At 42.3% G+C, this 15,584-nt stretch carries 13 protein-coding genes and 1 other RNA gene; 3 read left to right on the forward strand and 11 right to left on the reverse strand.

Going from position 1 to position 15,584, the window contains the following annotated elements; all coding sequences use genetic code 11:
• Window positions 1–433 precede the first annotated feature (433 nt).
• From rnpB to D0T84_RS11590, 7 genes are all read right to left on the reverse strand, one after another.
• Window positions 434–789, reverse strand: an RNA gene (gene rnpB, locus D0T84_RS11560) — RNase P RNA component class A.
• A 22-nt stretch (window positions 790–811) separates the two neighbouring features.
• Complete coding sequence (locus tag D0T84_RS11565; protein WP_163308030.1) at window positions 812–1,627, reverse strand: GNAT family N-acetyltransferase; 816 nt, start codon at window positions 1,625–1,627, stop codon at window positions 812–814.
• The gene (locus D0T84_RS11570) at window positions 1,624–2,922 is read right to left on the reverse strand and encodes an NAD(P)/FAD-dependent oxidoreductase (RefSeq protein ID WP_163308031.1); all 1,299 of its coding nucleotides are present in this window, start codon (window positions 2,920–2,922) and stop codon (window positions 1,624–1,626) included. The genes D0T84_RS11565 and D0T84_RS11570 overlap by 4 nt, the downstream gene beginning before the upstream one ends.
• A 102-nt stretch (window positions 2,923–3,024) precedes the next feature.
• Window positions 3,025–3,711, reverse strand: a complete 687-nt coding sequence (locus D0T84_RS11575; protein WP_163308032.1) for a DedA family protein — start codon at window positions 3,709–3,711, stop codon at window positions 3,025–3,027.
• A 76-nt stretch (window positions 3,712–3,787) separates the two neighbouring features.
• On the reverse strand, window positions 3,788–4,330 hold the full coding sequence (locus D0T84_RS11580; protein WP_163308033.1) for a DJ-1 family glyoxalase III: 543 nt from the start codon (window positions 4,328–4,330) through the stop codon (window positions 3,788–3,790).
• Between the two features lie 89 nt (window positions 4,331–4,419).
• Window positions 4,420–5,283 carry an energy transducer TonB gene (locus D0T84_RS11585; protein ID WP_163308034.1) on the reverse strand — a complete coding sequence of 288 codons (864 nt, stop codon included), beginning with the start codon at window positions 5,281–5,283 and terminating at the stop codon, window positions 4,420–4,422.
• 9 nt (window positions 5,284–5,292) lie between these two features.
• Window positions 5,293–6,024, reverse strand: a complete 732-nt coding sequence (locus tag D0T84_RS11590) for a pyridoxine 5'-phosphate synthase (RefSeq protein ID WP_163308035.1) — start codon at window positions 6,022–6,024, stop codon at window positions 5,293–5,295.
• 276 nt (window positions 6,025–6,300) lie between these two features.
• Between D0T84_RS11590 and D0T84_RS11595 the strand changes: the two genes are divergently transcribed.
• Window positions 6,301–7,170: an NAD kinase gene (locus D0T84_RS11595; RefSeq protein ID WP_163308036.1), complete on the forward strand. Its 870-nt coding sequence runs from the start codon at window positions 6,301–6,303 to the stop codon at window positions 7,168–7,170.
• Between the two features lie 2 nt (window positions 7,171–7,172).
• On the opposite strand, the gene D0T84_RS11600 is transcribed toward D0T84_RS11595, so the two are convergent.
• The 4 genes from D0T84_RS11600 to D0T84_RS11615 form a co-directional block, all read right to left on the reverse strand.
• Complete coding sequence (locus D0T84_RS11600; protein WP_163308037.1) at window positions 7,173–7,733, reverse strand: hypothetical protein; 561 nt, start codon at window positions 7,731–7,733, stop codon at window positions 7,173–7,175.
• On the reverse strand, window positions 7,730–8,563 hold the full coding sequence (locus D0T84_RS11605) for a lysophospholipid acyltransferase family protein (RefSeq protein ID WP_163308038.1): 834 nt from the start codon (window positions 8,561–8,563) through the stop codon (window positions 7,730–7,732). The genes D0T84_RS11600 and D0T84_RS11605 overlap by 4 nt, the downstream gene beginning before the upstream one ends.
• Window positions 8,564–8,941: 378 nt before the next feature.
• Window positions 8,942–9,661, reverse strand: coding sequence for a CDP-alcohol phosphatidyltransferase family protein (locus D0T84_RS11610; RefSeq protein WP_163308039.1), 720 nt, complete (start codon window positions 9,659–9,661; stop codon window positions 8,942–8,944).
• A gap of 56 nt (window positions 9,662–9,717) precedes the next feature.
• Window positions 9,718–10,272, reverse strand: a complete 555-nt coding sequence (locus tag D0T84_RS11615) for a GtrA family protein (protein WP_163308040.1) — start codon at window positions 10,270–10,272, stop codon at window positions 9,718–9,720.
• A gap of 1,558 nt (window positions 10,273–11,830) precedes the next feature.
• On the opposite strand from D0T84_RS11615, the gene metG reads away from it, so the two are divergent.
• Window positions 11,831–13,885: a methionine--tRNA ligase gene (gene metG / locus D0T84_RS11620; protein WP_370525500.1), complete on the forward strand. Its 2,055-nt coding sequence runs from the start codon at window positions 11,831–11,833 to the stop codon at window positions 13,883–13,885.
• A 226-nt stretch (window positions 13,886–14,111) separates the two neighbouring features.
• Window positions 14,112–15,494: a tyrosine phenol-lyase gene (locus tag D0T84_RS11625; protein WP_163308042.1), complete on the forward strand. Its 1,383-nt coding sequence runs from the start codon at window positions 14,112–14,114 to the stop codon at window positions 15,492–15,494.
• The last annotated feature ends 90 nt before the right edge of the window (window positions 15,495–15,584 follow it).

Here is a 15,584-nt window from a genome sequence, read left to right on the forward strand (position 1 = left end):
AAACTCATGGCTCAAAGAAGTAAACAGGCATAAAATGCAAGTATGCTACCATCCGGGAATTATTCTTTTTATCAAGAGAATCACCAATATTTGGTCTACCTTTCTTTGAAGCAAGACTCAACAGCAAGTATATTAACATTAGTTGAACTGGTGCTACACTGCCATGAGTTTTTTTCAAAGAAAAGATTTTTATCGTCATTATCGTTTGGTTTATTGGTAAATAATGAGCACTCTACCTTTCTTTGAAGCAAGACTCAACAGCAAGTATATTAACATTAGTTGAACTGGTGCTACACTGCCATGAGTTTTTTTCAAAGAAAAGATTTTTATCGTCATTATCGTTTGGTTTATTGGTAAATAATGAGCACTCAAAATGACAAAGAGAGTAACAATATGATAGAGATGTTATACTTTTGAGACAGTTATTTTGTAAAAAAACAGTAAGCCTGTAAGCCGGGTTCTGTACTCCCAAGAGGAGTGTTTGCCATTTATCTACGCCTGTTGTCGCCAACAGGCTCTAGCGACCTACCCCCCGGCATCGGACGAGCAATCCTACATGCGCCGGTATACATGGTCTTACAACTCGCAAGTGGTACGGCTCTGCATATCGCTATACAGACCGGTGAGCTCTTACCTCACCTTTTCACCCTTACCTCGTCAAAGGCGGTTATTTTCTGTTACCTTACTCTGCCCTCACGAACAGCTTCCCATTAAGAAATACGATGCTCTGTGTTGCCCGGACTTTCCTCTTTCTGCCCGAAGGCAGCCAGCGACAAACCGGCCTACTGTATTAAGCCACAAATATAGTTATTTATTTTGATGATTCTTTATTCATCACAATATGCTCCAGGTCTGATTTAAACCGGTCGTATTGTTTTTGATTTATCTTGTCAGGATAGCTTAATACCAACAATTGATGGGGAGGGAACTGTGTATTGTATGCCGGATGGTAATGCGTATAAGAGTTTAATTGATAACCCAGCCTTTCATAGAAGTGGAAGCGCTTGTTCGAAATTTCATCTATCAATGGGTCTATTTCGAGAAGAACGGGCTTTTTTATTAGATCGGCAAACAATTTTAATGACGAACTGCCTACATTCTGTCCTCTCATCAGCGGGTTTACTGCAAAGTGCTCAATGTAAACGTAACTGTCAAAGTCCCAATAAGAAATAAAAGATGCCAGATTGAATTTATCGGTAAAAACTATTTTGGCTATCAGCCGGTAATGCTCATTTTCAAAAGCGTTTCTTTGTTGTTCCCCGCTCCTTTGCTCATGTAATGGGAAAGAGCCTTTATAAATTTCGTGAATAGGTCTGTACCAGCCTTCGTCTATCCCGGTTACTTTACGAAAAGAATTAGCGATGAGGAGTTTTATCAGTTCCATACCTTTAGGCAATGCCTCTTCGGCAAATAATTCAATTTCACATCCGTAGATAGAATCAACGCTTAACCTGAAATCAAAGCCGGCATATCTTATTTTCCAAATATCAGCTTCGGGAGCCATTATATAATCAAGCACAGAGATTGAACCTGTTATTCGAAATACAGCTTCTGCGTCTTCCTTTGTGTAATTATCCCATTGAGGAATAGAGTTAGTCCAGTAATCACGTACTTTTATAAAATTCATTCTTCCTTATACATCTTGTTGAACTTCGGGCGGATAAAGAGACGCAAAGATACGTCATAATTGAGGTAACTCCATACCCAATCAATAAATACGGAAACCTTGTTCCGCATACCCACAATGGACAGGATATGTACCCATAACCATAACCACCATGCAAACCATCCGCCAAAGCGGAATTTCCCTAAATCCGCTACTGCCGCGTTTCGCCCGATAGTAGCCAATGAACCTTTATCTATATATACAAACTTTTCCCAGTCCGTACTATCTGTGGTATTATTCAGATTCTTTGCCAGACGTTTTGCCATCTGTAGAGCAACCTGTGCCACCTGCGGATGTCCTTTAGGGCTATTTTCTGAGATAAGCAAGGCCGTGTCCCCAATAGCAAATATATCATCATATCCCTGCACCTGATTATACTCGTTTACAGAGAGGCGTCCCCTGTTATAGGCAGTCTCATCCAATCCTTTCAGGCTGTTAGGCTTTACCCCGGCAACCCAAAGTACATTTCGGGTACGGAGTCGGGTTCCGTCGCTTATATCAACATACGGCTTCTCGAAAGACTTCACCGAAATATCCTGATGTATAATGACCCCTCTCTTCTTCAAGGTGTTTGCGGCATTCTCGGAAGCCTTCTCCGACATGGCAAAAAGAAGCCTCGGCGAAGCATCTACCAGATGTATTTCCATTTTTGAGAAATCTATCTCGGGATAATCTTTTGGAAGAATGGACTTTTTCATATCGGCTAAGGCTCCGGCTAACTCTACTCCTGTAGCACCGCCACCTACTATGACAAAGGAGAGTATTTCTTTCAACTCGTCATCATCTTTCGCGTTCAAAGCCTCTTCAAAGCTGAGTAAAATACGGTTTCTCAACAGAAGGGATTCGGACACGGATTTCAGGGCGAAAGTGCTTTCTTTCAGGCTGTCGTTACCAAAGTAGTTGGTGTCACAGCCCGTAGAAATTACCAAATAATCATAAGTAATATCGCCTATATTAGTCTTTACCTGTTTATTCTGAGGTTCTACACATTGGGCTTCACACATACGAAAATGAATATTCTTATCCTTCTGGAAATTCTTCCTGTGTGGATAAGATATAGAGCTTGGTTCCAGCCCTCCGGTAGCTACCTGATAAAACAGAGGTTGAAACTGGTAATAGTTGTTCTTATCGATCAATACCACCTGAAAATGGTTCTTATTAATCTTCTTCGCCAGTTCCAGACCGGCAAATCCACCACCTATTATTACCAGTCTTTTCTTCGTTCCCGCATCAGGTATATTCGCTATTCCACTCATAATATCATCTGTTTTTATTAAAATAAAAAACCACTCTCACTATTAAGGTTGCCGCCCGGTAGTGTTAGTGGTAAAAGAGTTAAGATATAAATATCTGTATTTTTAGTTCTCCGCTTTCGCTTTGGTTTCTTTCCATGATTCCCATTTCGCTTTGGCGACTTCGTATATGCCAGGAAGTATAGAGACAATGACGATGATAATCACTACTTTATCCAGGTTCTTCTCAACCCATGCATTGCTGCCGATAATAGCGCCTAAAGCACAGAATATACTAACCCAAGCTATACCTCCAATAACATTGTATGAGAAGAAATGTTTATAACTCATTTTTCCCATTCCGGCAACGAATGGAGCGAATGTGCGTACAATAGGGACAAAACGTGCCAAGATAATGGTCTTCCCTCCATGCTTCTCGTAAAACTTATTCGTCTTCTCCAGATATTCCTGTTTGAATATCTTTGATTTGGGATTACTAAACAATTTCTTTCCGAAGAAACGGCCGATCGTATAATTTGTGGCATCGCCTATTATCGCCGCAACGATCAATATACCCACGAGGAGATAAATGTGTAGTGGATTGTCGGGGCGGACAGCGATGGCGCCGGCCAAAAACAAGAGGGAATCGCCCGGTAAAAAAGGTGTTACGACCAATCCTGTTTCACAAAAAATAATCAAGAACAGAATAGCGTATACCCATACGCCATAATCCGTTACCAGCATGTCTAATGTACCGCCTGTATCTCTTAACAGGTTGAGAAAGAAGGTCCAAACCTCATGTAAAAATTCCATTTTTTTGAGTTGTGTTACTTAATATAAATAATATTAGAAATGATGAGATTCACACCCCATCATTCCTGATTATGTTTTACTTAACCAATAATCCTGCTGCTACTTCGTCCCTCTTTGCTTTACCTGCCAGTTGTTCTACCAGGCTGAGGGCGAAATCGATAGTGAGTCCCGGGCCGCGTCCTGTTGTAATGTTGCCATCCACAACCACAGCTTTATCCGTTTGCAGGGTAGCACCTTTCAGGTATTGCTCAAATCCGGGATAACATGTCGCGTTTTTCCCATCCAGCAAGCCTAAGCCTCCAAGTACCATAGGGGAAGCACAGATAGCCGCTACTTTTTCTCCTTTGTTGGCAAAGGCCAGTACTTCTTTCTTCATAGCCTCGTGCTCGTTAAACTTGGTAGTTCCTCCCGGTAAAACCAACATTTCGGCTTTAGAAAAATCCACTTCGTCAAACATAAGGTCGGCAACAACAGGTACTCCATGACTGGCTACCACTTGTTTATTATCTGTCAATGATACGGTTTTCACATCTAATCCGCCACGACGAAGAACGTCTACTGTACCCAGAGCCTCAATCTCTTCAAATCCGGTTGTAAGAAATAAAAATATCGTTTTCATATAAGTTATAATTAAAGTTTAATAATGCCTTTTGGTTTCTTAACCTCCGATTGTTTTTTACTTACAAAATAACAAAAAGGTCTGCGACCTTAATTCAGATTAAATTTATATGTGATTCTTCCTTTTTGATTCGTTACGGACGACACGGCATTGAACTTAGTACGCTTAGCTGCCCTGATGGCTTCGTTCCGCAGGTTCGTATTCGGTGTGTTTGTACCTTTGCCAATTGTAGCTTCTACAACATCGCCTTTGGCACTTACCAGTATATCGACCACCACAGTGCCATAATCATCCACCGAGTAATTAGGTTTGACCAGTCCGCCGCTGCCAAGGCTACGCCCTCCCAGGTCGAACGAACCCCAGCCACCTACTCCGGAAGTTTTTCCATAACTGGCGTTTCCCGTAGGAACACCCTGAGTACCCGTCCCTTCTGTATTGCCACGGCTACCACTGCCTGTTCCGTTGCCGAAAAGTCCGGCCATCTGATTGTTTATCTGGCCTTTTTTAGTGGCTTCCTGCTGTGCTACACGTTCAGCCTCAGCTTTTTTTCGCTTTTCTTCGGCCTCTTGCTGTTTTTTTGCTTCAGCCTTCTTCTTCGCTTCTTTTATAGCTACGGTTTCCTCCATATCTTGAGTAACCGGAACTTTTTCTGTATTCGAAACGGCTGGTTTCGAAGCTTTAGTTGTGTTTTCTACCATCGGGATGGGTTCTTCCACCACATTGGGCGAACTGGCCTCGCTAGCCCCCACATCGCCATTGCCCCGTCCGAATGCTTCGTCATCGCCGAACGCGTCGGGTACATTGCCAAACATAACGGGCACGCCACCCAGATCTTCCGCATGCCTTGCCATCGGTGTCAGGTCAAGGGTATAGAAGATCAGAGCCAAGATAATCAACAGGTGGAACCCGATAGTCGCACCTATACTTATTAGTCTATCCTTTTGCGCATCCATTTATTATAATCAGTCTAATTCAGTTTTTTCTTTCAGGCAATTCTTGTATGCTTTTATCGTATTCTCCAGACCTAAATAGAGGGCATCGCTTATTAAGGCATGGCCTATCGAAACTTCATCGATCCAAGGGATATTGACATACAGGTAATTCAGGTTTTCCAGATTAAGGTCATGCCCTGCATTTACACCCAAGCCTAATTTTTTGGCAAGCTTGGCGGCTTCCACAAAAGGGGCTATCGCCACTTCTTTATTCTTATCATACATAGCGGCATAAGGCTCTGTATATAGTTCGATCCTATCGGCACCTGTCTTTGCGGCAAACTCTATTATCTTCGGTTCGGTACCTACAAAAATAGAAGTGCGCACACCTGCTGCCCTGAACGTATCTACCAAGTCTGATAAGAATTGCTGGTTCTCTACCGTATCCCATCCGGCATTGGAGGTAATCGCGTCCGGTTTGTCAGGGACAAGCGTTACTTGTGTCGGACGTATAGTTGTTACCAGGTCTATAAACTTCTGCGACGGATACCCTTCTATATTAAATTCGGTCTTGATCTTTGCTTTCAGATCATATACATCTTTAAAGCGGATATGCCTTTCGTCAGGGCGGGGATGAACAGTGATGCCCTGCGCACCAAACCGTTCACAGTCAATCGCCACTTTTACAACATCAGGTACATTCCCTCCGCGCGCATTCCGCAATGTAGCTACCTTATTAATATTTACACTTAACTTTGTCATATCAAACAATTAAAAATATTCATCCAATGTGAATTGCTTAAAAACAGTGTGAAAAGTTAAAACTTTTTAGCAACTTTGTGGAACGATATCAGCCTACAAATGTAATATGATTTGATGAAAAAGCGGGTATCAGTTCCATTTTATTAACAGCTTGACGGGTTATTTGTTTTATGCCCTTCAGCTAGATACGGGTAAACAAGATACGAGATACAAGTTTATAAATCAATTTGCCTGCTTGTTAACTTGTGTGTCGTATCTTGTCAACTTTGAAAAAATATGAAAATAGCGATATTCGGCAGTAAGCATCAAAAGAAGGAACAGGTGGAGATGTTATTCAATATCTTAAAGGATAATAAGGTGGAGATACTTATCCAGGAAAAGTTCTGTAATTATCTCAAAGAATGCTTTCATCTGCAATACGATACTGCAGCAATAATAAGGAACGATGAATTTGATGCGGACTTAGTTGTTACAATCGGCGGAGACGGCACATTTCTGCGCGCGGCTTCCGTAATAGGCAAAAAGAATATCCCGATTCTGGGGATAAACGCAGGCCGTCTGGGTTTCTTGGCCGATGTGGGGGAGGAAGACCTGGAGGATACTTTCGAGGATGTGTTTTCGGGCAATTACCGTGTGGAACATCGCAGCCGATTGCAATTGTCAACCGAAAACAAAATCTATCACGGGTTCAACTATGCCTTGAATGAAATAGCTGTAATGAAACAGGATACGGCATCCATGATTACTGTACATGCCCACATCAACGACGAATATCTGACATCGTATGAGGCCGATGGTATAATCATAGCTACTCCCACAGGCTCTACGGCATATTCGTTGAGTGTAGGCGGCCCGATAATAGCGCCCGCTTCCCAAAGTTTTGTTATTTCGGCTATCGCTCCCCATACACTGGGCAACAGGCCTCTTGTGATAACGGATGACAGCATAATAACTCTGGATGTGGAAAGCCGGAACAATAATTTCCTTATTTCGCTGGACGGCCGGTCTAATGTATTCAGAACAGGGTCGAAACTGACAATCAGAAAAGCCGATTTCACTCTACAGGTAGTGAAACGCAAAGAGAATACTTTCTATAACACGCTGCGTAACAAACTGAAGTGGGGATTAGACCCACGGCAGAGCTGAAATTATTTATCTGCTGTGTCGGTGGTTGTTTGGATATTAAATTGCTCTATCTGGTTATCTTTATCCAGAATGCAGTCAAAAGTGTATATATCATGTGAGGCGATGGAGTCTTTCTGCATGATTCTTCCATCGAACTGTATCCTTACACTATCTTCTGCAAGCCCTACGCGATTTATATGAATGTGTACCGAATCTTTGCAGAGGGGCAGGTTCTCGAAAATCCATTCTTCCGATAGTTTTTTCGCATTCAGAGAAGAGAATCTGTTGGCAGATTTCCAAAGTTCGTCTTTATAGGAATAGTAGAGTTCGCGTACCGGAGTGCTGAATACTTCATGATCGACAAAACCCCAGTATACTTTATCTTCGGTTTCATAGAATATCTGGAACCTCGGGGGCAGCTTCGACAGCGGAGCTTGCCAGTTTGCAGTAAACTGTTCCCTGACAAGGTCTGTGCTAGGCCTTTCTGTAGCCTTGTCGAGGTGCTTGCCTTTGCGCAAACTGTTTTCTGACATGCTACAGGACGATAGAACCAGTATAAAAAGAAGCAATATGAAGTATCTCATATTTTTGTTTTTTTGCTCATGGCATAAACATGAGTATGTAGAAACTTACCGAATTCTTTTATATCATCGTACTTGTCCTGCTCTTCTACCAATACTGGTTCTCCAAACCGGACATATATTGTTTTTCCCCTTTTGTTGGTCACTTCGTGCAGCAGGCGCGAGGTGCGCACCCGCCAGCCTATACGGCCCAGAAACTGATAGAACCAAGAGTTCCTTCCCGAAATAAATACCGGGATAACAGGGACACGGGCTTTCTTTATCAATTTCAGTGTAGGTTCTTGCCACTCCCTGTCTACCGGCTGTTTCAGGCTTGGCAATGAGATCCCTCCGGCGGGAAAAAGGCCTAAAGGATGCCCGCTCCGAATGTGTTCGAGGCATTGCTTGACTCCTCCTACGCTGGATTTTACTTCCGACATCTTATTGCCTTTAGGAAAAGGGTTTACTCCCAGGAAGAATTCTTCCATGGTATCAATCTGCATCAGTATCCAGTTGACCATTACTTTGTAATCCTTACGCCTGGAGGCGACCGCGCTTATCTCTATAATTCCGTCGAGATGCCCGTACGGATGATTGGATACTGTTATAAAAGAACCCTCCTTAAACGAATCCAATACTTCGTAATTTTCGTATTCGCGGATAATGCCCAGCTTATCGAGCATATCGTTTACAAAGTCGAGCTCGGTCAGATGTTTCGAACCATCATATACGGCATTTACCTTATTGATTCCGCTCAGGCTGAATATAATTTTTATAAGGATATTGCCAAAGCGCCCTCTGAATACAGGGTGTACACCCCGAATCATATCTTTACTTACAAGTTTATCTTTCATAGAAGAAATACCCGATAATAAAATTAAAAAATAAGTTATCAAACACTACACTGCGCGCAATCGAAGATTGCTTGCCTTACTTTTGGTCAAAGCCCCAAAAGTAAGCAAAAATGCTTTTGCGCCCCGCTTCAACGTCCGACCCGTTACGTGCTCAACGGCTAAACAAAAAAACTCGCTCATAACGAGCATAGACTTTATATTGCGGATAAGCTCAAACACGTTTTTGTTTTACGCCGTTTTTGCCCGACGGGTGCCCCGTACTTGAAGCTAACGGCGTTCAGCTGACGCCTGACAAGCAGTTGTATTATCACTGTATGTAACAAAGAATTCCGTGTTTAAAAGATTATCATGCTATTTTAAAATTAGAAAGCGTATTTTCTAATTTTTATTTTCTGTGGCTTCCTGTTGCTCTTTAGCCAGCTTTTCTTCTTTGTCCCTTTGGTCTGCCACTTTCAATAAATGCAGAAAATCGCGAATGTCAAAAACAAGCAGGACGAGACAGACAAGGATACCACAATAAACAATAGAACCTGGGAAGATAACCTCAAGGATAAGGATGCCCGATATGATGAAGCGGACTTCGGTAGGCCCTATTTTGCTGGAATCGATAGAATATTTATTGATAATCTTGTACCTTAATACAGCTATCATCATTGCCCAGCCATACAATACTACAAAGCCAAATCCAAGTATTTCCCATACTCCGTCTACATACACGATGAAACCAATGCCTATAAGTATATTCGTCATCCAGTCTACGATGAAGTCAAGGGTAAAGCCATACCATTTGCGCGGCTTGTTGCGGTAATATGCCAGGCGTCCGTCGAGAGAGTCGCCGTACCAGTTTACAGCAAAGCCCAGAATGCCCAACAAGAGCCATTCCCTGTCAAAGAATGCGGCAAGGAAAAAACTTAAAGAAGTAATTAAACTCCCAACAAAACCTATCCCGGTAAGCATATCGGATGTCATCCACTGGGGAACCCGTTGAACGAGATATGCAATCAGGTTCTGCTCGTAGACTTGTAAAACATTTGTCCTGCTCCTGTCTTTAGTTATTTTAGACAATGCTTCTGTGTTCTTATTTTTTGAATTATCCATAGTTTGTGATTAGTTTATAATTAGGTAAAATGTGTTTTTTGAAGTTCTTTATATTATTAACTTCTATTACTGTTACACTTTTCTCCGTTATCATCGGTAACAGAAGTCTTGTATCCGCTTTTCGTCAGGTATTTTCTGAAGTTCAATTCTCTATACACGAATACACGTTGCATGTTGTAATTCCATACCAGTCCCACTATTATAGACACTACAATCTTGGGTATTAAAAAAACATTCTCTACAATAATATTCGGCAACTTATTTACAGGAATCCATTTCATCACAAATTCGGTAAACAGTATCGTGCCCTGCCTGTTCAGCAGAATACTAACAAGCCAGACCAACACGAATTTTATAAGGACATACCTTACCTTGATGCCCTTTGCCTTAAACGTCCACTGGTAATTGATGAAACAGTTGAGCATACCCCCCGTGACATTACCTATAAGTGTGGCGTTGCCATAGAAGATACCAAAGAGATTGACGCAAATAATGCTGACAAGGAAGTCTGTCAAACTGGATATTTGAGAAGAAAACTGAGCCCGTAGAAATGTGAAGAAGCCGTTCTTTTTATTTATAATGTTCGCTGCTTTTTTTATCAAATTGCCCATATAAGTCAAGTCCAAACTCGTTTTTCTCTTTTGAGCCGCCTGTGCTTCTCAATCGATAATTCGTAACCCGGCATAACTTAAATTAAACATTCGTTCTCGCTACTTAGAAAAGTTTGTGTGAATGTAATCTATAAAGTTGCGCAATAAAGTATGCCAATACTAAGAGCTGTTTAAATTTTATACGAATATTTTATTATCCCTTTTTCTTCGTTCATTTTTCAGGCTCTAAGACCAGCTATATTCCCCTTGTATATATTGAATATATTTTTACTACTAACGGATAAAAGCATCCGATATTGTAAACTTGCCTATGCTATTATCTGCACTCAGTACTTCGGCAAAGAATGGGTCAGGTTGAAATCTTTCATTTCCTGATGTTTAAGTATTGTTACCACTACCTCGTAAGGAAACTTAGATTGTTTAAATTATAGGTTCTTTTATTTTTTGCATAAAGGCTATCACATGCTAAATACATTAGTTATAGCTCATCCTGCCGCGCCCTCCCGGGCTTGTCCTTCCTTTTGGCATTGCCCAAAAGGAAGCAAAAGGCTAGTGCTTCGTCTCTCGGCGACCCACCAACGGCTTGCCGGCTAAACGGGACGAAACTCGCCTTCGGCTCGGACAACATCCCGTTTCACGCCGTCTGCACCGGGTGGGTACCCCGCCTGCGGAACAGATGCACGGAGTCGCGACGCAACGTCAAGACAGAAGATAGACTCTATCAATCAGGCGTCAGCCGGCGCCGTTAGCCAGCGTACGGGGGTACCCACCCGGTGCAGGCGGCGTAGAATGAAGTGCGGGCGCTTTTAAGCATCGTCTGCCAATTATCGCAATGATGAGATTTTCATCACTTCATTCAGCCGGCAAGCCGATGGTGGGTCGTACAGCGAAGCGGGGCGCAATGCTTTTTTGCTTACTTTTGGAGCTTCGGCCAAAAGTAAGGCAAGCAATCTGTGATTGCGCGCAGGATAAAAGAACACATAATTTAAACAAAACGAAATACTGATTCACATAAACAATAAACTCCGTACGACCCTGTGGTTAAAAGTCAAGACGAGTTTAATATAAAACCTACAAACAAAACTATTTATCCTCTGTGTTTTTTCTGGTTAAGTTCCTATCTTTGCACTTTGTTATTTTAGAAAAGCTAAGAAACTGTTTAAATTTTATACGAATATTTTATTATACCTTTTTCTTCGTTCATTTTTAGTCTGTTTTCGGCTGTTTTTTCCTTTCTATCAACTCAAATAGCCCGCTATTATCGTTTCGAGGAAGAAAAAAAGCATCTCTAAAACAGCTCTAAAAATTTAAACGAATAAAATTTAAAAAGTTTCTAAGATTAAAATTTATTTATGCGAATTTTGCTGAATAACGGCAACTTTATTCCTATAATTTTATCTATATAGTAGAGATAGCAAGTGTGTTATCGGATAGAAAAAGTAACATAAAGAATAATCTCAAAAAGTGTCACTTTTGTCACTTTTTAACATTTTCGATTGACTATAATGTATATGAAATATTTTTCGACATATACTATGAGCCTGTTTAAAATTTTGAAATACAACACTATATGACTAAGAAATACAACAGAACCCTCGTTACCTCTGCTCTACCCTATGCCAACGGGCCGGTACATATCGGGCACCTTGCCGGAGTATATATCCCTGCCGATATTTATGTGCGTTACCTCCGGCTAAAAGGCGAAGATGTGATACACATAGGAGGTTCTGACGAGCATGGTGTGCCTATCACTATCCGTGCCAAAAAAGAAGGCGTAACACCTCAGGATATTGTAGATAAATACCACGGAATCATAAAGAAATCGTTTGAGGATTTCGGCATTGCCTTTGATATTTATTCGCGCACAAGTTCTGAAATCCATAAGAAAACAGCGTCCGATTTTTTCCTGAAGCTATACAATGATGGTCAGTTTGAAGAAAAAACAAGCGAACAGTACTACGACGAAGAGTCTCAGATGTTCCTTGCCGACCGCTACATTATGGGCGAATGCCCCCATTGCGGCAATCCGAACGCATACGGCGACCAATGCGAATCGTGCGGTACTTCACTAAGTCCTACAGACTTGAAAAATCCAAGATCGACTATCTCCGGGGCAACACCTGTGATGCGTGAGACAAAACACTGGTACCTGCCACTGGACAAGCACGAATCATGGCTCCGCCAGTGGATACTGGAAGACCACAAAGAATGGAAGTCGAATGTATACGGACAATGCAAATCATGGCTCGACATGGGACTGCAACCCCGTGCCGTAAGCCGCGACCTTGACTGGGGTGTGCCTATTCCGCTGCCCGATGCTAAAGGGAAAGTACTCTATGTATGGTTCGACGCGCCTATCGGATATATTTCGAATACGATTGAGTTACTCCCCGACAGCTGGGAGAAATGGTGGAAATCGGAAGATACTAAGCTGGTACACTTTATAGGGAAAGATAATATCGTTTTCCACTGTATCGTCTTCCCTGCCATGTTGAAAGCAGAAGGCTCTTTCATTTTGCCTGAAAATGTTCCGGCAAATGAATTCCTGAACCTGGAAGGGGATAAAATATCCACTTCGCGCAATTGGGCTGTATGGTTACATGAGTATCTCGAAGATTTTCCGGGACAGCAGGATATACTGCGCTATGTGCTGACTGCAAACGCCCCGGAGACAAAGGACAATGACTTCACATGGAAAGATTTTCAGGCGCGTAACAACAATGAGCTGGTTGCTATCTTAGGCAACTTTATCAACCGGGCATTGGTGCTTACTCAAAAATATTTCGACAATAAAGTACCACAGATACACGAGTTGACGGACTATGACAAAGAAACGCTGAAAGAGTTTGCTGATGTAAAAGCCGTAGTAGAATCATATCTCGACACATACCGTTTCCGCGATGCGTTGAAGGAAGCAATGAACCTTGCACGTATCGGCAATAAATATCTGGCGGATACCGAACCGTGGAAAGTAGCTAAAACAGATATGGCAAGGGTTGAGACGATCCTTAATATCGCATTACAGATAACCGCAAACCTGTCCATCGCATTCGAACCATTCCTGCCGTTCAGCGTAAAGAAGATACGCCGGTTTATCAATATGGACAACCTCACATGGAATCAGTTGGGACATATCGATTTACTGCCTGTAGGGCATCAGTTGAATCAATCCGAATTGCTGTTCGCCAAGATAGAAGACGAAACGATAGAGAAACAAATACAGAAGTTGCTGGATACCAAAAAAGCGAATGAACAAGACGTAGAAATAAAAGTAGCGCCTCAAAAGCCAAATGTTACTTTTGACGACTTTGCTAAACTAGACCTTCGTGTCGGTCGGGTTTTAGAATGCATCAAAGTACCAAAGGCCGATAAACTTCTACAGTTCCTGATAGATGACGGTATGGGCAAACGTACTATCATTTCGGGTATTGCCGCATGGTACAAGCCGGAGGATTTGGTCGGCAAACAGGTTTGTTTTATCGCCAACCTTGAGCCGCGCAAGCTGAAAGGTGTGGAGTCGCAGGGTATGATACTTTCGGTAGAAGACGCTGAAGGCAACCTGTCGCTGATACAACCTTCGAAGGAAGTGAATGCGGGAAGCCAGATAGGGTAACAGGCTCTTAATTATATATTGACCGGTATGCTACCATAGCGTATCGGTTCCCTTTTCTTTGTGTGTGTGATAAAATGTCATTTTATTTTACTCAAAAATCGTAATTGTATCGTTAGAATATTGTATATTTGTTGAAACGCGCTGTTTGATCGATCAAATAGTCAGTCAACCTTGCTCATATCATTTTTCGATATAATATAATTTTTTAAACCTAAAATCTACGAGTATGGCATTCTCAAAGAAACCATGGGCAGAGCCCTATCGCATTAAAGTAGTAGAGCCCCTGAAAACCACCACAAGGGAACATCGTTTAAAGTGTATGAAAGAAGCCGGCTGGAATACTTTTCTTCTCCATGCCGATGATATATATATCGATTTACTGACGGATAGCGGCACAAATGCTATGAGCGATATGCAATGGTCTAAAATGATGATTGGAGATGAAGCTTATGCCGGTAGCCGCAGTTATTATTATCTGGAAGAAGTATGTAAGAAGTATTATGGCTATCAGTATGTTTTGCCTACCCATCAGGGGCGTGGAGCTGAAAACCTGTTGAGCAAATGCATGATAACCCCCGGGCAGTATGTTGCCGGAAATATGTATTTCACTACTACCCGCCAGCATCAGGAAATTGCCGGAGGCACGTTTGTAGATGTGATAATAGATGAAGCGCACAAAAGCCAGTCGGATCATCCGTTCAAAGGGAATATCGACCTGGAAAAATATGAGAGGCTTATCAAAGAAAAAGGCGCTGAGAATATAGCCTATATTACAGTGGGAGCACCCGTTAACCTTGCCGGAGGACAACCTGTAAGCATGGCCAACATGAAGGCTGTTTCGGAACTGTCACATAAGCATGGTATAAAGGTAGTGCTGGATGCTACCCGTAATATAGAAAACGCATACTTCATACAGCAACGCGAAGAAGGTTATAAACATCGCAGCGTGGAAGATATAAACCGGGAATTCTGTATGTATAGCGATGCGGCTACTGTGAGCGGCAAGAAAGACTTATATGTAAATATCGGCGGACTAGTGATGTGCAATGATCCGGAATTGTTCGACGAATTACGTAGCCTGATTGTTGTCTACGAAGGTATGCCGACTTACGGAGGCCTTGCCGGACGCGATATGGAAGCAATGGCACAGGGATTGATCGAAGCAGTTCAGGACGAGACTATTGCATCGCGTATCCGTCAGGTAGAATACTTTGGCAACCTGCTGAATGAAGCAGGAATACCTATCGTGTTGCCTATTGGTGGGCACGGTGTGTTTATCGATGCCAAGAAGTTTTATCCGCATATTCCGCAAGACCAGTTCCCTGCTCAGAAACTGGCGGCTGACATCTATGTGGAATGTGGTGTACGGGGTATGGAACGGGGCATTGTCTCGGCAGGACGGAATAAAGAAACGGGCGACCACTATTACCCCGAATTGGAGTTGGTACGCCTGACTATTCCCCGCCGTGTATACACCCAGGCACACTTTGATGTAGCGGCATGGAGTATCATACAAATGTATAAAGACAGGGATAAAGCAAGAGGATTGAAGATGGTATACGAGCCTAAGTACCTCCGTTTCTTCCAGGGGCGTTTTGAGGAGCTATAGTGAATATATGAAAAAGAGCGGCATGTGCCGCTCTTTTGAATTATAAATTATGAGTTGAGAGTTATATGTTTAATCCATAGGTCATAATTC

Origin of the sequence: Dysgonomonas sp. 521 (assembly GCF_010501055.1) — a bacterium.
In the GTDB taxonomy this organism is placed as follows: domain Bacteria; phylum Bacteroidota; class Bacteroidia; order Bacteroidales; family Dysgonomonadaceae; genus Dysgonomonas.

Coding starts and splice junctions, on each gene's coding strand:
- D0T84_RS11585 (WP_163308034.1), bottom strand. CDS start 5,283: ATGGATGCGCAAAAGGATAGACTAATAAGTATAGGTGCGACTATCGGG.
- D0T84_RS11580 (WP_163308033.1), bottom strand. CDS start 4,330: ATGAAAACGATATTTTTATTTCTTACAACCGGATTTGAAGAGATTGAG.
- D0T84_RS11565 (WP_163308030.1), bottom strand. CDS start 1,627: ATGAATTTTATAAAAGTACGTGATTACTGGACTAACTCTATTCCTCAA.
- D0T84_RS11600 (WP_163308037.1), bottom strand. CDS start 7,733: ATGAGATACTTCATATTGCTTCTTTTTATACTGGTTCTATCGTCCTGT.
- D0T84_RS11605 (WP_163308038.1), bottom strand. CDS start 8,563: ATGAAAGATAAACTTGTAAGTAAAGATATGATTCGGGGTGTACACCCT.
- D0T84_RS11595 (WP_163308036.1), top strand. CDS start 6,301: ATGAAAATAGCGATATTCGGCAGTAAGCATCAAAAGAAGGAACAGGTG.
- D0T84_RS11615 (WP_163308040.1), bottom strand. CDS start 10,272: ATGGGCAATTTGATAAAAAAAGCAGCGAACATTATAAATAAAAAGAAC.
- D0T84_RS11590 (WP_163308035.1), bottom strand. CDS start 6,024: ATGACAAAGTTAAGTGTAAATATTAATAAGGTAGCTACATTGCGGAAT.
- D0T84_RS11570 (WP_163308031.1), bottom strand. CDS start 2,922: ATGAGTGGAATAGCGAATATACCTGATGCGGGAACGAAGAAAAGACTG.
- D0T84_RS11610 (WP_163308039.1), bottom strand. CDS start 9,661: ATGGATAATTCAAAAAATAAGAACACAGAAGCATTGTCTAAAATAACT.
- D0T84_RS11575 (WP_163308032.1), bottom strand. CDS start 3,711: ATGGAATTTTTACATGAGGTTTGGACCTTCTTTCTCAACCTGTTAAGA.
- D0T84_RS11625 (WP_163308042.1), top strand. CDS start 14,112: ATGGCATTCTCAAAGAAACCATGGGCAGAGCCCTATCGCATTAAAGTA.